An 18,749-nucleotide genomic window follows, 5' to 3' on the forward strand; every position below is an offset into this window, starting at 1 on the left:
TTTAGCTAGCTAGTTTAATAACAATGTTTAAGGAGGTAGCAAAATGAAAACACAAGCTATTGAAAAATTTGATGTAATGGATATTGAAGACCTTGCCACTGTTGAAGGTGGAGCGATTATTAACATTGGTTATCAATTTGCTCGTGGCTTTGCTGATGGTTGGATATCAAAATAACAATAATGAGGTGATTACATTGAAAAAAATAACAGAAAGTAACAATTTAAATAATAAAGAGTTAGAATCTATCGTAGGTGGAGGGAATATTATTTATAAAATTGGTAAATTTTACGGTAGCTATACTCGTGGATTATGGGACGGAATTGTTGAGTAGAAGAGGTAAATAATATGTTAACAATGGATAGTAAGACTTATCAAATAGTAAGCGAAAGTAAACTCGCAACAATCGCTGGTGGTCATAGTACGGCCTATAACATTGGTAAGACAGAATCAAGGCTTGGTATGGCAGCACTTAACATTTTTTCAGTTTTCAAATAGTATGATCAATAATATTAGGAGTGAAAATGAAAAATAGTGAACGAATAATTTGGTGCTCTGCTTTCACTTTCTTTTCAGTTGCTTTAGTAGCTCGACTATTGATTAATCAGCTTTCTCATCCTTTGGGATTATTATTATTGATATCAACAGTAGTAGCTACTGGAAAGCAAGCCTTCATAAAAAAATAGAGCCAATCTCTATCGGCTTTACCGTCTAAATGAGTTTTTCTCATTTGGACGATAAAGCTTATAGCAAAGTCTTAATTTTATAAAACTGAAAAAGGAGTTTGTTATAATACAATGGCAATTGAAAAATTTGATGTAATGAATATTGGAGGCCTTGCCACTGTTGAAGGTGGAGGAGCAGGTGGTGTTCTTACCTGGGGAGGTCTCTTAACAGCCTACGGTTTGGGTTATGCTGCTGGTCAGACAGTTTATAATTTGACTCATTAATTTATTTGATTAAACAAACAAGGGGGAGCTACAGCTCTCCCTGTTTGCTAATATCCTAACTGTTAAGTTGAATATGGAGGATTAAAAATGATAAAAGATAGAAAAAGCTTAAGCCCCTCCTTCTTTTTAGATAGGAGTAAAGTCTTAGTGCTTATGTTACTTTTGCTTTTTGCTCTTATGGCTGCAAAAGCTTATATTAGTATGCAAAAAAACACAAGTTTGATTGATGATGCTTTTGCTTTTGAAATTGTTTTATTTTGTTGTTTATTAATAGAATGGATTTCTAGGAAGAAAATAAAATTGCAAGCTAGTCGTTTGCATACTAGGCGACTATTAGCAAAAATTTTTCTAATTGGCTTTATCGTGTTAGCTATCATAGATTTTGGGCTATACATAGTAAAAGATAACCACTTTATTAATATATATCTTATTTTAATGTTTTTAATATCTATTGGTTCATTAGTAGACTGGCTTAGTGAAAAGTTAAAGAGGTAGTTGTTAATAAGATTGTCTTTTAATAGTGGCTTAATTCAAGTGTATCACTTAGGCTTTCGCAACAGTTAGTAGCATAAGTAAAAGGAGCCAATAATTATGAAGTGTTCTACTCAGACTTCGGTAATTTAGCATACCTAGGGGGAGGAGTAATAGGAGTGACTTTTGGATTGTGGGGAGAAAAAATTGGTTTTCTTGTTGCCGAATCCCAACATATCTTTTGATCAAATATAAAATGTTTTGTTTAAAGTAGAAAGGTTTTTTATGTCTAAATTAAAGTGGTTTTCTGGTGGAAAAGAAAGACGGGATAATGCATTGGACTTACTTGAGTCTATAATTATAGAACTAAGAGAGATAGACGGTAGTGAATCCTTACAAAAATTTTTATTAGCTTATAAGGAAGAGCTTGAAAAGCAAAAGGCACCGATCCCAACAATTCTTAGCCGTTTTAATATAGAGCTATCTGAGGTACTTAGGAATAGCAATATTATTCTAAACAATAAGGTGAGGGAGCAGTTAGATTCTATAAGAAAGTTGTCTTATATAAGATATGGTTATTATTAAACCCTCTCATAGAATTTAATTTTGATGTACACAAAAAATTGTCATTGTTATCAGAAAATTCATAACTTATCAATGGTGGTAAACATTGGCAAGATTGTCTTTACACTCAGGTTAAGTACAACATACTAATTGATGGAATTGGTATCAAAAGTTGTAAGTTTCTTAGTAGATAAGTAAAAGGAGCCAATAATTATGAAGTGTTCTACTCAGACTTCGGTAATCTAGCATACCTAGGGGGAGGAGTAATAGGAGTGACTTTTGGATTGTGGGGAGAAAAAATTGGTTTTCTTGTTGCCCTAGTTTATGTTCTGGCGGTTTTGTTGTATAAGCTTATTTTAAGAAAAAATAGACAGTAAGACAGTTGGGCGAAAGTTGGAAGATTTCAACTTTCGCTTTTATGAATCAATAAGAAATTATGGTATTGCTACTAAGTGAGGTTAAATATAGAATCTAATGTGGCCTTAGTCTGTTTTATAATATTTCATTTTTTAAAATGGGTCGAATTTTGTCCTGAATAGACGTTTTAAAAATATGCAATCAAGAGTATAAGGATTTTAGCTGTAGTAGCAATTTTTATTGGATAAACGTGGCGATTTATTCAACTGAATTGCGGCAAAAAATCTTTGTTATAATCGATGTGCCTCTGTTTTCTTATGTAACCATTAGCGATGAAGGGTGTATACATACTAAGTAGTCACTTAGTGTAAACTATAGATCTACTCATACTTTGCAACCTACAAGGAATTTAGTGAAACAAATTATTTTTAGAGGTGCCTTATATTTAATTAAATTAAACAAAAAAGATGAAAGGAAACGTTACTTATGAATCGTTATAAATCATTATTACTATTCTCAGCAACAGCTTTGCTATTAGTGGGAGGTACAACTTACGCTGATGAAGTGAGTCAAAATGCTGACCAAGGGCAAGTACCTGCAGCTACTGCGCAAGCTGATAGCCAAGCTAGTCAACAAGCTACAGCTAATCAGCAGTCCAACCAAATTGAAACAAATCAACAGGAACAGCTGCTGACAAGTTCCGAAGAAACTTCACAATCACAGGATTCTACGGCTAAGCAGGAAGAAGATACTCGCTCTAATAATCAAGAGGAAGTATCAGCTAATCAGGATCAACAAGTTACGGAATCTACAGCTGATGTTAGTACTGTAGCAGATAGTGATAGTCAAGAAGGTCAGGAGGCCCCTGATATTTCAACGGAAGAATATGAGGCAAATGTTGCCGGCCTTAAACAGGTTACAATGGCAGACGTTTATCACATGTTTGATGACCCGGACGGCAGCTATACCCTCTATTTAGGCCGCCCAACCTGTATCTATTGTCGGAAATTCTCACCTGTCATCAAGGACTTTAATAGTCTTTCTGGCGGGCAAGTCTATTACTACAATACAGACAGCACGGATTTTAGCTCAGTTGCTAAGGAATTTCTAAGGAGTAAAATCGGCGTTTTTGTGACACCAACGGTACTCCATCTTGAAAAAGGACAAATCGTTTCTGGTCAGTTAGGCAGTGGCGGTACGGCTCAAGACTTGTATAACAAGGTATTTAAATCTACAGATACTAGGCCCGATACCTCTCAGGAAGTTACACCTAGCCAGCAGTCCCCAACAGCGAATGAGAAAGCAGCTGAACAGACTACCGATGCAACTGTGAAAGCGGCAGATTCCTCATCAAAGACCAGTGACCAATCGCAAACAAAAGAAGTGGTGAAATCAGAAAAGTTAGATACGAATACTTTAACGAAGGTTATCAATAAAGTTTTGACACTTTTTGATAGGCTCTTGGTCAAGTTTAGAGCTTAAACTATCACTCGCAAAGGTGTCCATTCAAGATAGTTTTTTGAATTGTCCAGTCAAAATTTTCCGTTCACGACAAAATATGGCCATTTCATGATATAAAGATTGGGAAGGTTTATAAAAGTGGTATAGTAATAGTGTAGAATTTGTACTGCAAGCTACAATAAAAATGGGTATTCTAACCCAAAAGAGAAAAGGAGATATTATGATTTCAATTGAAAAACTTGAAACGACCCTCAAATCTTTAAACATGACAGTGTTTATCTGGAAGATTTTGAGTCTTGTTGTCGACATTTTTGGAATTATTGGTTACTACACCAATACAGCTGCCCTAAAAAATGGGACTTACGAAAAGGCGGGCTTGTCCAGTCAGCAGATTGAACAGGTGCGTCAAGCTATGACACCATGGGTGTTGGTCAGCTATTTGATCGCCATCGTCCTCAATGCCGTTATTATTTATCTGCTCTTTAAGAATCACAAAGCTATTAAGGATAAGGATTACATTGGCTACTGGCCTTATTACTTAAGTTTAGGTTTCTTGATTCTGCCGATTATCACTCAAATTATGACTGGCTTTAGCTGGCTGGCAGCAGCTATTTATCTCGTACAAGCGGTGATCATTGTCTTTACTTATCTCAAGGCTAAACAACTTAATGAGGTTGGTTAATGAAAAGAGAGGCTCGGCTTCTCTTTTTTAAGAATCATAATGACTGGAATGACCGTTCATGACATATTTTGGCCCTTTCATGACATTAGTCTCATAATCTATATAAAATAGTCTATAATGAAGGTATTCATTTTAGCAAGCTTGTCTCCCTAGGTTAGAAATGCGAGAGGTAGTACAAGAAAACTTTGAACTTTAAAGTAATTTTTGGCCTTTAAATTCAGAATGACAACGTTTTCTTGTTGACGGATTTTTACTAGTGTATTATACTTATATTATGAGAATAGTACAAATAGATAATCTTACAAAACTGTAAGGGAAGACTTGCGTATTATTGCTACAATTGACTTAGGAAGTTCTTGTTGAGAACATCTAGTCGTTTAACGTTTTTACAGTTGTTTCAGAGATAGTCAAGAAGTTTGGAAGACCTGATTTAGAAACCAGTCTATTAAACTCTAGAGGATTTCTATCGAGATCATGGAACATCGTGAACTGATTGGGCTTTCTCTCGCATCTTTAGAAAAGGAGTAATCAAATGACGCGTACACGGAAGAAAAAGGCCATGTCTAAAAAGAAGAAATGGTCCCTGATAGGAGTTTCCATTCTAGGAGCTCTGGTTATTGTTTTTATGATCGTTAAAGCCTTCTTGGGGGGCGGCGCTCAAACGACCCAATATAAAACAGCCAAGGCTAACAAGGGCAGTCTAGCTTCTGCAACTATTTTGTCTGGTAAAGTTAAGTCTGTATCTGAGCAATATGTCTATTACGAGCCAAGCAAGGGCAGTAATCCTACCATTCCGGTGCATGTAGGCGATCAAGTTTCTGCTGGTCAGGCTCTGGTTCAGTACGATGCAACAGCGGCTCAGGCTGACTATGATAGTGCTGTTCGTGCGCTTAACAAGGCCGCTGCTGATATTCAAAACTTTAAAAATGCTAATGCTGCTGTAGCTGGAACGGCAGACTATAACAGTCAGCTGCAGGCTCTCAATGATGCTTATGCGGATGCTCAGTCTGTGGTCACTAAAGCTCAGCTGGCTCTAGATTCAACAACAGTTCTCAGCAATGTTTCCGGAACGGTCGTTGAGGTAGCCGAAAGCATTAATCCTTCTAGCCAAACCAGCCAAACTTTGGTTCATGTGGCTAGTGAAGGTCAGTTACAGATCCAAGGTACCTTAACCGAATATGATTTGGCCAATGTCAAGGTTGGTCAGGAGGTTACCATTAAGTTCAAGGTTTATCCTGATAAGGAGTGGACTGGTACCATCAGCTATATTTCAAACTACCCAAATGAAAAGTCTGATTCGAGCAGCGGTGACAGTCAGTCAGGCTCTAGTTCAGGTTCATCGTCCTCTTCAGGTTCAACCTATAAGTATAAGGTCGATATTACCAGCGATATTGGTGATCTCAAGCAAGGTTTTTCAACATCGATTGAAGTTAAGAGTGACAGTGAAGCTATTTTAGTGCCTGTCAAAGCCGTGACGACAATTGGCGATCGGTCTTATGTTTGGGTTTACGATAAGAAATCTGGTAAGATTTCTAAAACTCAAGTAACGTTGGGTAATGCCGATGCTAAGCAACAGCAGATTGTTGCTGGTCTTGACGAAGGTAAAACAGTCATTGCTAATCCAAGCAAGGACTTCAAGGATGGACAAAAGTTGTCTCAATCAGATATGGCATCATCTAATAAGGGGTGAGGACTATGGCTGATCAAAAAGTTTTAATGGCGCTCACAGGAATCACCAAGTCTTACCAGAACGGGGATCAAGAACTTCAGGTCCTGAAAGGCATTGACCTGACTGTTAAGGAGGGGGAATTTCTGGCTATTATGGGGCCTTCGGGTTCTGGGAAATCAACCTTGATGAATATCATCGGTCTTCTGGACAAGCCAACCTCGGGGGAATATACCCTGGCTGGACAGGCTGTTGAACGATTGTCTCCTAAGGAACAGGCCCGCGTTCGCAACGAGGAGTTGGGATTCGTCTTTCAGCAGTTTTTCCTCTTATCCAAGCTTAATGCTCAAGATAATGTCGAGTTGCCTCTGATTTATGCAGGAGTTGGTGGTTCTCAAAGACGCAAATTAGCCCAGCAGTATTTGAAAAAGGTTGAATTGTCTGATCGCAGCAAGCACCTGCCATCTGAGTTATCAGGCGGACAGAAGCAGCGGGTGGCTATTGCCAGAGCTCTGGTAAACGATCCGTCAATCATCTTGGCCGATGAACCAACAGGAGCTTTGGATACCAAAACTAGCAATCAGATTTTGGAACTTTTATCTCAGCTCAATGAGGAAGGCAAAACTATTATCATGGTTACCCACGAGCCTGAAATTGCTGACTATGCCAAGCGTAAGATTGTTATTCGTGACGGTGAGATTACCCAAGACACGACCGAAAGTGTCCGGATTGATTAGGGAGGTTTATGATGCAAAATTGGAAATTCGCCCTTGGTTCAATCATGGGGCACAAGATGCGCTCCTTTCTGACAATGTTGGGGGTTATCATCGGAGTGGCGTCAGTGTCAGTTGTTATGGCCATCGGGACAGGCATGCGAAATTTTATTGGTGACCAAATTAGTAAATATCAGCATGATGTCCAAATCTATTATTCTTCTGATGAGGATCAATATCAAGATGAAGGTTTTGGAACTGATTCAGCTAGTAAGAATGCTCCAAAAATTAAAGAAGAATGGCTTCAAACAATATCAAAAAATGTTGATGGTGTCAGTGGATACTATGTAACGAATACGACTAATGCCGATGTTTCTTATAGCAGTAAAAAAGCAAAATCAGTAACACTGACAGGAGTTAGCAGGACATATTTTGATGTAAAAAAATATAAGGTTGTTGCTGGTAGGCGTTTAGAAAAATCTGATTATACGCAATTTTCTCGTTACATCATGATTGATGAAGTTTTAGCTGGGAAACTATTTTCAACTTACGATGCTGCTCTTAATAATATTATTGATGTTGGTGGGAAACAATATCGAGTTGTAGGTGTTTATAAAGATCCCGATGCGGGTTCATCTGCTTATGGAATGAATTCAGGTGGTAATGCTATTTTAACTAATACTCAGTTAGCTTCAGAATTTAATGTTGATGAAATTGGCGGTGTCTATGTTCACATACCTGATGTTATTAATTCTTCATCATCTGGTAAAGAAGCAGCTAAACAACTGACCAAGCTGTCAGGTGCTAAGGAGGGTCACTTTAAGACTTTTGATCTCAAGAAGGTTATTGCCAGTGCTAATGCTCAGTTGGCCGGAATTACTTTGTTTATTGGGATTATTGGCGGAACCTCTCTTCTAGTAGGTGGTATTGGTGTCATGAATATTATGCTGGTATCTGTAACTGAACGGACACGAGAAATAGGGTTGCGTAAGGCACTGGGGGCTACGCGTCAGAATATCTTGCTTCAATTTTTGATAGAGTCTATTATGTTAACATTGATTGGTGGTATAATCGGACTTGTTCTAGCCTATGGCTTAGTTGGTCTATTAGGAAATTCAGAAGGCCTAGTCAATCAAATAGGTAAGCCTATTATTGCTTTTAGGACTGTATTAACAAGTATCTTATTTGCGGTATTTGTCGGTATTGTCTTTGGTATTCTACCAGCTAATAAGGCCAGCAAGCTGGATCCGATTGAAGCACTGCGTTATGAATAGCCGAACATTTTATCCTAAAACGGTATTGAACGATCTCTTAGAGGTCGTTTTCTTTTGGAATTTTTAACTGAATAATGGCGATGGACTCAGTTTTTAGAAAGTGAAGAAGGTGATTTTAATAATAAAACTATTTTATTCTTAAAAGCTTATTTTGTATTGTTGATAGGACTGTTATATATTTTTATGATAACTGTCAAAAAGTTAACAAAGCCATTGCATATTGATTGACAGTCTCTTCGTAAAAGAAGTAGAATGTTTATATTAACTTTAATTTTAGCAAGATAATCTCAGTTTTTTGTTCGTAATTAACGAATATTCGGGAGAGAGTTCGTTGCTAATTTTTGGAAAGAGGTATGATAGCTGTTATGAAACATTCTATTAAGGAAAAACAGCGTTTTTCTATCAGAAAGCGGAAACACATCGGAGCGGGTTCAGTTCTTTTAGGACTGACCTTGCTGATGATGTCTCTGGGAGGGGGACAGGTTCAGTCAGATGATGTGATTGGGGAAGGTAATTCTAGCTCTGCTGCTCAAGTTACTGAAAATCCTGTGGCTGGTCCAGCTGCTAGTGCAACTGAGGATAATCAGCCTGCTTCCGATGCTGCCGCTAACCAACTAGAGAAGTCAGATGCTGAACAAAGTAAGACCAGAACGGTAACGATTACCTATACCGTTGTTTATGTCAATGGGGCGGGTCAGGAAATTTATCGTACAACCAAGGCTAAAACCATTACAATTGAAGGAGATAGTCCTGCTAGCTTGACAGTTACGGAGAATGGCTCAGCAGATTTGGCTACCCCTGCTCTGGTCAATTATGAATTAGCGGCTGGTCCAACCAGTCAAGTTGTTACCGAGAATGCTGACAATACTGTAACTGTTCAGGTGAAGGAAAAGGCAGCAGAGGAAAATAAGGTGACAGAAGCCAACTCTGACCAGAATTCAGAGTCTGCAACAGCGGTTTCCTCAGTATCTAATGTTAATGTTGAGAAGCAAACATTATCTGAAACGCCTGTAGCACAGAGTGAAGCTGGCTCAAATCAGTTAGGAAATCCATCAGATGTAACAGAAGTGGCTAAGCCGGCTGTTGAACTGAGTCCTGAGGAAAGTCAGCTCTTAGTTCGTGATTTGCTGCGAGCTTCTATGGTTGCTGCTAATAGCCTTGATGATGCGGTAACGGTCCCGGGGAATCCAGCAGATGCTGAAACGCCTTCAGATCCAGAGGAAGTTGCTGATATTTCAGGAACTGGCATTAGCAAGGTTAATTTCTACAATGAAGATGAACTGGTTTCGACACAGTACGTTAAATCGGGGGATTACCTCTTAGAGCCAAATGTTCCTGAATCAGGGGATAAGGCTTTTAAGGGCTGGCTTTATAATGGCCAAATTTTGGATTTCACTAAACCAGTAGATTTTCCGGTTGGTCAAGAAGTCACTGTTACGGCCAATTATTCTGATACTGTTCGTGTCACCTTCAAAAATGATGATGGGATTATTGTTTCTGTTAAGGAAATTCCAACAGGGTCAAGGACTAACGCTAATGATGTAGCCATTTTGTCGCCTAAGGATTCCTTTATCTTTTCACATTGGTCAACATCACCTAACGGCAGTGATGCTTTTGATTTTTCAACTGTAATTAACAAGGATACTACTCTTTATGCTGTGATTAAGAATCAAAAAACGATTTCCTTTGATTCTAATGGGGGGACACCTGTTAATAATGTTTATGTTGATTCGGGAAGTTTAGCTGATAATCTAGGCAGTCTGCCCGTACCAACTCGTCAAGGGTATAATTTTAAAGGTTGGGTGGATAGCAAGACTGGTCAGAACATTGATGAGACGACCGATATTACCCGTGACTATCGTCTGCAAGCTCAATGGGAGGCTAAAACTGATACACCTTACATGGTTGTCCATTGGATTGAAAACCCGACCGGTCAGCATGAGGTAAATGGTATTCAATATACGGTCGGGACGATTACTAACGAAACCGGAAGGACTGATGAGCCGGCTACTTATACAAAGCCAGATTTCTTTTCTGCCTATACCTTATCGGACTACCAGCCTGAAGTAGGTGTGGTGAAGATTAGTGGAGATGGTCAAGCTACTCTTAATGTCTATTATGAGCGCCGTAAGTATGATCTTACGGTAGATAATTTTGGTGCTGTTACTGTTTATCAGGTAAAATGGGGAGAGCCCTTAACACAGTATCTGGAAAATAAAGGTGTTCCTTCTTGGAGTATGTATAATCGTGATAGTCCAGGAGGAAGCCTTTTAGCTCGGACCAACTATCCAATGCCAGCCATGGATACTACGGTTAGAGCTACTAGTCGAAGATTTTCGGCCCGTCCTAACATGTACTATATCGATATTGATACAGGGGAAACCTTCTATCAGCAGCAAATTAATTCTAATATCGGGGCGACTTTAAATCTGTCATCAAATGTGGAAGGCTATGACTTTGTTAATTTTGCTGGTCAGCCACGAGGTGTTCGACAATTAATTGTTAGCGATAGCGATATTTGGGCCTATTTTAAAAAGAAGACCTACAATGTGGCTTTCATCACAGACAGTGATATCCCAGACAGTCATACCATGGTTCCTTATAAATCTAGTGTGACAACTTTGGTCCCAACCAATATGACTCCTTATGTTACTAAGAAGACTGATGACCATGGTATTAATTACGTCTTTACTGGATGGTATGACAATGCAGCAACTAGTGGTAATTCTGTTGATTTCTCTAATGTAACGGTGCCTGCTGGTGGTTTGGTTTATTATGCTGGCTGGACTAAGGAATATGTTGAAGTGACGGTTCATCGTGATACTACTCTGGATAAGGATGACAAGGATAAATATGTACTTTTGGTCAGCTCGGGTAATAATGTTCTCAATACCGATAACAAATATGCCCAAATAGATGCTGATGGTCATTCGAAAAAGGATGAAAATAATAGTCCGATCGTTGACAATAGCAAGACCTTTAACGGTAAGTTGGACGTTAACGATAAGACTAATTATGATGGAACAACTCTAGAGCCAATTTGGTACAAATTGGTGAATGGCCGTTTGGAAAAAGCTAACTTAGCTGATGAAATTATCGATCCTGGTACAATTTTGGTGCCAGTCTGGGAATACAAGACAAAGACGGTTGTCTACAATGCTAATGGCGGCAGCCAACCGCCTGCAACTGAAGATCTGGAGTTCATGCGGAATGTTATTATTGCTGAACAAGGTGAGATGGCTGCTCCAAGCCAAGAGTATGTCTTTACGGGCTGGAATACACAGGCAAATGGTAGCGGTAAGACCTACCGTCCAAAAGATCTTCTTGGCTTCAACCAATTTTCTGGAGACAGTTTGACCCTTTATGCACAATGGCGTAAAAACCCAGACTATGATTTTGCAACGGTAACTTATAATCCTAATGGGGGCAATGGTTCGGTTGTTAGTAAACATCACAAGACAAATAGTCCCATTTATATTCGAAATCAAGGCTATTCCCGCCCCGGTTATAACCTCCTTGGTTGGTCAACCAAGGAAGGAGCCAAAGAAGGGGATGAGCAATATGCGACTGGTGCCAAGATCCCAGTTAATAATCAGACGCTTTATGCAGTTTGGACCGAAAAGCTGGCTGCTGATGTGGTAAATCCTAATATCCTCACTGATAAAACCGATGCTGGAGATAAGGTGGTTGTAACTCCTAATAAAGAAAATGCCATGATGAGGCCAAGTGCAGTGGCCAATGGTTTGTCGGTAGATAGCAATGGTCATCTTGTTGGTCAGGCTGATGTTAAGGATTGGAGCGGTAATCAAGATGAAGAGCGAAACTTTAATCTTTCTGTTACGATAGTCTTGCAAGTTACACGTCCAAATGGTAATTCCACTAATGAAACCATTACTGTCAATGTCCCTGTTACCATTCAGCGCGATACGGATGGCGACAGTATCCCTGATGTTAATGATTCGGACGATGATAACGATGGCCTTCCAGATGATAAGGATAAAAATCCAAAATCGAAAGATACTGAAGGTCCAGTTATCACAGCTGATGATAAGACGGTTACAGAAAGGACGCCGTTTGAAGTTCCTGTCAGTGTGACCGATAACGATGACCCAGAGGCTAAGGTTACCGAGATCACTGGTCTGCCTAAAGGTGTTAACTTTGATGAGGCTGGTGGTAAAATTTCAGGTTCTGCTGGCCAAGAGACTTGGAGCGGTGACTCTGACGAAGTTCACACCTACCCAGTAACGCTTAAAGCTACTGATGGTTCTGGCAATGAAAGCACCAAAGAAATTACGATCACAGTTCAACGTGACAGTGATGGTGACGGCACACCAGATGTCAATGATCCAGATGATGATAACGATGGCCTTCCAGACGATAAGGATAAAAATCCAAAATCGAAAGATACTGAAGGTCCAGTTATCACAGCTGATGACAAGACAATCACGGAAAAGACGTCGTTTGAAGTTCCAGTCAGTGTGACTGATAACGATGACTCAGAGACTAAGGTTACCGAGGTTACTGGTCTGCCTAAGGGCGTTAACTTTGATGAGGCCGGTGGTAAGATTGCTGGTTCTGCCGACCAAGAAACTTGGAGCGGTGATACTGACGAAGTCCACACTTACCCTGTAACGATTAAAGCTACCGATGGTTCCGGCAATGAAAGCACCAAGCAAATCACTATTACGGTACAACGTGATACGGACGGTGATGGCATATCCGATGTCAATGACTCGGACGATGATAACGATGGTCTTCCAGATGATAAGGATAATCATCCAAAATCGAAAGATGCCGAAGGTCCAGTTATCACAGCTGATGATAAGACAGTCACAGAAAAGACGCCATTCGAGGTGCCGGTTTCTGTCACCGATAACGACGATCCGGCAGCTAAGATTACTGAGGTCACAGGTCTGCCTAAAGGCGTCGATTTTGATGGGACTGGTGGTAAGATTTCGGGTTCTGCCGATCAAGAAGATTGGTCAACTGATCAAGATGAGGTGCACACCTACCCAGTAACGATTAAGGCTATCGATGGTGCTGGCAATGAAAGCACCAAGGAAATTACCATCACGGTACAGCGTGATACGGACGGTGATGGCACACCCGATGTCAATGATTCGGACGATGATAACGATAGTCTTCCAGACGCTAAGGATAAAAATTCGAAAGGCAAGGACACCGAATCTCCAGTCATTAATGCCGATGATAAGACAGTTACGGAAAGGACGCCGTTTGAAGTACCTGTATCTGTCACCGATAACGATGATCCAGACGCTAAGGTTACTGAGGTCACCGGTCTACCTAAGGGTGTTAATTTTGATGAGGCTGGTAGTAAGATTTCAGGTTCTGCCGATCAAGAAGATTGGTCAAACGATCAAGATGAAGCCCACACTTACCCTGTAACACTCAAGGCTACCGATGGTGCTGGCAATGAAAGCACCAAGCAAATCACGATTACAGTTCAACGTGACAGCGATGGTGACGGAGATCCAGATGTGACCGATCCAGATGACGATAATGATGGCCTTCCAGATGATAAGGATAAAAATCCAAAATCGAAAGATACTGAAGGTCCAGTTATCACAGCTGACGATAAGATGGTGACTGAGAAGACATCGTTTGAAATACCAGTCAGTGTGACTGATAACGATGATCCAGACGCCAAGGTTATTGAGGTCACAGGTTTGCCTAAGGGTGTTGACTACGACTCTGATACTGGAAAGATTTCAGGCTCAGCTGACCAAGAAGATTGGTCAACTGATCAAGATGAGGTGCATACTTACCCAGTAACGCTCAAAGCCACTGACGGTTCTGGTAACGAAGGTACCAAGGAAATCACCATCACGGTACAACGCGATACGGACGGTGATGGCACGCCTGATGTCAATGACTCAGACGATGATAATGACGGTCTTCCAGATGATAAGGATAAGCATCCGAAATCGAAAGATGCCGAAGCTCCAGTCATTAGTGCCAATGATAAAACGGTAACCGAAAAGACCTCATTTGAGATTCCTGTTAGTGTGACTGATAATGATGATTCAGATGCCAAAGTAACAGACGTTTCAGGTCTACCAAAAGGCGTTGACTATGATGAAACTAGTGGTAAGATTTCTGGTTCCGCTGACCAAGAAGATTGGTCCAACGATCAAGATGAAGTGCACACTTATCCAGTAACGCTCAAAGCCACTGACAGTTCTGGTAACGAAGGTACCAAGGAAATCACGATTACAGTTCAGCGTGACAGTGATAGTGACGGAGAACCAGACGTGACTGATCCGGATGATGATAACGACGGCCTTCCCGATGATAAGGATAAGAATCCGAAGAGCAAGGACACCGAAGCTCCAGTCATTAGTGCTGATGATAAGACAGTTACAGAGAAGACCCCGTTTGAAGTTCCTGTCAGTGTGACTGATAACGATGACCCAGAGGCTAAGGTTACCGAGATCACTGGTCTGCCTAAGGGCGTAACTTATGATTCGGAAAATGGCAAGATTTCAGGTTCTGCCGACCAAGAAGATTGGTCAAACGATCAAGATGAAGTGCACACTTACCCTGTAACGATTAAAGCTACCGATGGTGCTGGCAACGAAAGTACCAAGGAAATTACCATCACGGTGCAACGTGATACGGACAGCGATGGCACACCAGATGTCAATGATCCAGATGATGATAACGATGGTCTTCCAGATGATAAGGATAAAAATCCAAAATCGAAAGATACGGAATCTCCTATCATCTCGGCAGATGACAAGACGGTAACCGAGAAGACTCCGTTTGAAATACCAGTCAGTGTGACTGATAACGATGATCCAGAGGCTGGGGTTACTGAGGTTACAGGCTTGCCTAAGGGTGTTGACTATGACTCCGATACTGGAAAGATTTCAGGTTCTGCTGACCAAGAAGATTGGCCCAACGATCAAAATGAAGTGCACACTTATCCTGTTACTATTAAAGCTACTGATGGTGCTGGCAATGAAAGCACCAAGGAAATCACGATTACAGTTCAGCGTGACAGTGATAGTGACGGAGAGCCAGACGTGACTGATCCAGATGATGATAACGACGGCCTTCCAGATGATAAGGATAAGAATCCAAAATCGAAAGATTCCGAAGGTCCAGTTATCACAGCTGATTATAAGACGGTGACTGAGAAGACACCGTTTGAAATTCCAGTTAGTGTGACTGATAATGATGATCCAGATGCTGGGGTTACTGAGGTTACAGGCTTGCCTAAGGGTGTTGACTATGACTCCGATACTGGAAAGATTTCAGGTTCTGCCGACCAAGAAAATTGGAGCAGTGACTCTGATGAAGTCCACACCTACCCAGTAACGCTCAAGGCTACCGATGGTTCTGGCAACGAAAGTACCAAGGAAATCACCATCACGGTACAACGCGATACGGATGGTGATGGCACACCTGATGTCAATGACTCGGACGATGATAATGACGGTCTTCCAGATAACAAGGATAAGCATCCGAAAGACAAGGATACTGAAGGTCCAGTCATTAGTGCCGATGATAAGACGGTTACAGAAAAGACACCGTTTGAAATTCCTGTCAGTGTGACTGATAACGATGACTCAGAGTCTAAGGTTACCGAGATCACTGGTCTGCCTAAGGGTGTAACTTATGATTCGGAAAATGGCAAGATTTCAGGTTCCGCTGACCAAGAAACTTGGAGCGGTGACTCTGACGAAGTTCACACTTACCCTGTAACGATTAAAGCTACCGATGGTTCTGGCAATGAAAGCACCAAGGAAATTACCATCACGGTACAGCGTGATACGGACAGCGATGGTATGCCTGATGTCAATGATTCGGACGATGATAACGATGGCCTTCCAGATGATAAAGATAAGAATCCAAAATCGAAAGATACTGAAGGTCCAGTTATCACAGCTGATGATAAGACAGTCACAGAAAAGACCATATTTGAGATTCCAGTTAGTGTGACTGATAACGATGATCCAGAGGCTAAGGTTACTGGGGTCACAGGTCTGCCTAGGGGTGTTGACTACAGCTCCGATACTGGTATGATTTCAGGTTCCGCTGACCAAGAAACTTGGAGCAGTGACTCTGATGAAGTCCACACCTACCCAGTAACGCTCAAGGCTACCGATGGTTCTGGCAACGAAAGTACCAAGGAAATCACCATCACGGTACAACGTGATAGCGATGGTGACGGAGAACCAGACGTGACTGATCCCGATGATGATAACGATGGCCTCCCAGATAACAAGGATAATAATCCGAAATCGAAAGATACTGAAGGTCCAGTTATCACAGCCGATGATAAGACAGTGACTGAGAAGACATCGTTTGAAATTCCAGTTAGTGTGACTGATAACGATGACCCAGATGCCAAGGTTATTGAGGTCACAGGTTTGCCTAAGGGTGTTGACTATGACTCCGATACTGGAAAGATTTCTGGTTCTGCCGACCAAGAAACTTGGAGCAGTGATTCTGATGAAGTTCACACTTACCCTGTAACGATTAAAGCTATCGATGGTTCCGGCAATGAAAGCACTAAGCAAATCACCATTACTATTCAGCGCGATACAGACAGCGATGGCATGCCTGATGTCAATGATTCGGACGATGATAACGATAATCTTCCAGATGATAAGGATAAAAATCCAAAATCGAAAGACACCGAAGGTCCAGTTATCACGGCAGGCGATAAGACAGTCACAGAAAAGACGCCATTCGAGGTGCCGGTTTCTGTCATGGATAACGATGATCCAGACGCTAAGGTTACTGAGGTCACAGGTCTGCCTAAGGGTGTTGACTACAGCTCCGATACTGGTATGATTTCAGGTTCTGCCGACCAAGAAACTTGGAGTGGTGACTCTGACGAAGTTCATACTTACCCAGTAACGATTAAAGCTACTGATGGTTCTGGCAACGAAGGTACCAAGGAAATCATCATCACGGTACAGCGCGACAGTGATGGCGACGGAGATCCAGATGTGACCGATCCAGATGATGATAATGACGGCCTTCCAGATGCCAAGGATAAAAATCCGAAATCGAAAGATGCCGAAGGTCCAGTTATCACAGCCGACGATAAGACAGTTACGGAAAGGACTCCGTTTGAAGTACCTGTATCTGTTACCGATAATGACGACCCAGATGCCAAGATAACAGACGTTTCAGGTTTACCTAAAGGCGTTGACTATGATGAAACTAGTGGTAAGATTTCAGGTTCTGCTGACCAAGAAGATTGGAGTGGCGATTCTGATGAAGTCCACACTTATCCCGTCACGATTAAGGCTACTGATGATGCTGGTAACGAAGGTACCAAGGAAATTACCATTACGGTGCAACGTGATACGGACAGCGATGGCACACCAGATGTCAATGATCCAGATGATGATAACGATGGCCTTCCAGACGATAAAGATAATAATCCAAAATCAGAGGATACTGAATCTCCAATCATCTCGGTAGATGACAAGACAGTAACCGAGAAGACCTCGTTTGAAATTCCAGTCAGTGTGACTGATAATGATGATCCAGAGGCTAAGGTTACCGAGGTAACTGGTCTGCCTAAGGGCGTTAACTTTGATGAGGCCGGTGGTAAGATTGCTGGTTCTGCCGACCAAGAAACTTGGAGCGGTGATACTGACGAAGTCCACACTTACCCTGTAACACTCAAGGCTACCGATGGTGCTGGCAATGAAAGCACTAAAGAAATTACGATCACAGTTCAGCGCGATACGGATGGTGATAGCATTCCTGATGTCAATGATTCGGACGATGATAACGATGGTCTTCCAGATGATAAGGATAAGAATCCGAAGAGCAAGGACACTGAAGCCCCAGTCATTAGTTCCAATGATAAGACGGTAACCGAAAAGACCTCATTTGAGATTCCAGTTAGTGTGACTGATAATGATGATCCAGATGCCAAAGTAACAGACGTTTCAGGCCTACCAAAAGGCGTTGACTATGATGAAACTAGTGGTAAGATTTCAGGTTCTGCCGATCAAGAAGATTGGTCAAACGATCAAGATGAAGCCCACACTTACCCTGTAACACTCAAGGCTACCGATGGTGCTGGCAATGAAAGCACTAAAGAAATTACGATCACAGTTCAGCGCGATACGGATGGTGATAGCATTCCTGATGTCAATGATTCGGACGATGATAACGATGGTCTTCCAGATGATAAGGATAAGAATCCGAAGAGCAAGGACACTGAAGCCCCAGTCATTAGTTCCAATGATAAGACGGTAACCGAAAAGACCTCATTTGAGATTCCAGTTAGTGTGACTGATAATGATGATCCAGATGCCAAAGTAACAGACGTTTCAGGTCTGCCAGAAGGAGTAACTTATGATTCGGCAAGTGGTAAGATTTCAGGTTCTGCTGATCAAGAAACTTGGAGCGGTGACTCTGACGAAGTTCACACTTACCCAGTAACCATCAAAGCTACTGATGGTTCTGGCAACGAAGGTACGAAGGAGATCACCATCACGGTACAACGTGATACGGACGGTGACGGAGATCCAGACGTGACTGATCCAGATGATGATAATGATGGTATTCCAGATGATAAGGATAAAAATCCAAAATCGAAGGATGCCGAAGGTCCAGTT

12 protein-coding genes and 1 pseudogene are annotated in these 18,749 nt (G+C 41.3%); all 13 read left to right on the forward strand.

All coding sequences use genetic code 11. The features are described 5' to 3' along the window. Positions 1–43: 43 nt before the first annotated feature. Positions 44–112, forward strand: a pseudogene (locus G7Y32_RS10410) (ComC/BlpC family leader-containing pheromone/bacteriocin); the annotation flags it as partial. An 82-nt stretch (positions 113–194) separates the two neighbouring features. Continuing rightward, on the forward strand, positions 195–332 hold the full coding sequence (locus G7Y32_RS08365; RefSeq protein WP_165212827.1) for a bacteriocin: 138 nt from the start codon (positions 195–197) through the stop codon (positions 330–332). A 14-nt stretch (positions 333–346) separates the two neighbouring features. Further along, positions 347–496, forward strand: a complete 150-nt coding sequence (locus tag G7Y32_RS08370; protein ID WP_165212829.1) for a hypothetical protein — start codon at positions 347–349, stop codon at positions 494–496. A gap of 26 nt (positions 497–522) precedes the next feature. After that, on the forward strand, positions 523–684 hold the full coding sequence (locus tag G7Y32_RS08375) for a hypothetical protein (protein ID WP_165212831.1): 162 nt from the start codon (positions 523–525) through the stop codon (positions 682–684). 111 nt (positions 685–795) lie between these two features. Continuing rightward, positions 796–948, forward strand: coding sequence for a class IIb bacteriocin, lactobin A/cerein 7B family (locus G7Y32_RS08380; RefSeq protein ID WP_165212833.1), 153 nt, complete (start codon positions 796–798; stop codon positions 946–948). 87 nt (positions 949–1,035) lie between these two features. Further along, positions 1,036–1,443 (forward strand): hypothetical protein, encoded by a 408-nt coding sequence (locus tag G7Y32_RS08385; protein WP_165212835.1) that lies wholly within the window; start codon positions 1,036–1,038, stop codon positions 1,441–1,443. A gap of 261 nt (positions 1,444–1,704) precedes the next feature. Further along, on the forward strand, positions 1,705–2,004 hold the full coding sequence (locus G7Y32_RS08390; protein WP_165212837.1) for a bacteriocin immunity family protein: 300 nt from the start codon (positions 1,705–1,707) through the stop codon (positions 2,002–2,004). A gap of 822 nt (positions 2,005–2,826) precedes the next feature. After that, on the forward strand, positions 2,827–3,822 hold the full coding sequence (locus G7Y32_RS08395; RefSeq protein WP_165212839.1) for a DUF6568 family protein: 996 nt from the start codon (positions 2,827–2,829) through the stop codon (positions 3,820–3,822). A gap of 199 nt (positions 3,823–4,021) precedes the next feature. Continuing rightward, a complete protein-coding gene (locus G7Y32_RS08400) occupies positions 4,022–4,483 on the forward strand; it encodes a hypothetical protein (RefSeq protein WP_165212841.1) in 462 nt (153 codons plus the stop codon). A gap of 532 nt (positions 4,484–5,015) precedes the next feature. Further along, on the forward strand, positions 5,016–6,173 hold the full coding sequence (locus G7Y32_RS08405) for an efflux RND transporter periplasmic adaptor subunit (RefSeq protein ID WP_165212843.1): 1,158 nt from the start codon (positions 5,016–5,018) through the stop codon (positions 6,171–6,173). A 5-nt stretch (positions 6,174–6,178) separates the two neighbouring features. Further along, positions 6,179–6,886: an ABC transporter ATP-binding protein gene (locus G7Y32_RS08410; RefSeq protein ID WP_165212845.1), complete on the forward strand. Its 708-nt coding sequence runs from the start codon at positions 6,179–6,181 to the stop codon at positions 6,884–6,886. Positions 6,887–6,897: 11 nt separating this feature from the next. Beyond that, a complete protein-coding gene (locus G7Y32_RS08415; protein WP_004228084.1) occupies positions 6,898–8,136 on the forward strand; it encodes an ABC transporter permease in 1,239 nt (412 codons plus the stop codon). 365 nt (positions 8,137–8,501) lie between these two features. Then, positions 8,502–18,749 (forward strand): putative Ig domain-containing protein (locus G7Y32_RS08420; protein WP_206221364.1); only part of this gene is annotated, 10,248 nt, incomplete at its 3' end.

Origin of the sequence: Streptococcus tangpeifui (genome assembly GCF_011038795.1) — a bacterium.
GTDB classification, from domain to species: domain Bacteria; phylum Bacillota; class Bacilli; order Lactobacillales; family Streptococcaceae; genus Streptococcus; species Streptococcus tangpeifui.

Excerpts from the sequence above, each read along its gene's own strand:
- G7Y32_RS08370 (WP_165212829.1), top strand. The coding sequence starts at position 347 with ATGTTAACAATGGATAGTAAGACTTATCAAATAGTAAGCGAAAGTAAA.
- G7Y32_RS08375 (WP_165212831.1), top strand. The coding sequence starts at position 523 with ATGAAAAATAGTGAACGAATAATTTGGTGCTCTGCTTTCACTTTCTTT.
- G7Y32_RS08380 (WP_165212833.1), top strand. The coding sequence starts at position 796 with ATGGCAATTGAAAAATTTGATGTAATGAATATTGGAGGCCTTGCCACT.
- G7Y32_RS08385 (WP_165212835.1), top strand. The coding sequence starts at position 1,036 with ATGATAAAAGATAGAAAAAGCTTAAGCCCCTCCTTCTTTTTAGATAGG.
- G7Y32_RS08390 (WP_165212837.1), top strand. The coding sequence starts at position 1,705 with ATGTCTAAATTAAAGTGGTTTTCTGGTGGAAAAGAAAGACGGGATAAT.
- G7Y32_RS08395 (WP_165212839.1), top strand. The coding sequence starts at position 2,827 with ATGAATCGTTATAAATCATTATTACTATTCTCAGCAACAGCTTTGCTA.
- G7Y32_RS08400 (WP_165212841.1), top strand. The coding sequence starts at position 4,022 with ATGATTTCAATTGAAAAACTTGAAACGACCCTCAAATCTTTAAACATG.
- G7Y32_RS08405 (WP_165212843.1), top strand. The coding sequence starts at position 5,016 with ATGACGCGTACACGGAAGAAAAAGGCCATGTCTAAAAAGAAGAAATGG.
- G7Y32_RS08410 (WP_165212845.1), top strand. The coding sequence starts at position 6,179 with ATGGCTGATCAAAAAGTTTTAATGGCGCTCACAGGAATCACCAAGTCT.
- G7Y32_RS08415 (WP_004228084.1), top strand. The coding sequence starts at position 6,898 with ATGCAAAATTGGAAATTCGCCCTTGGTTCAATCATGGGGCACAAGATG.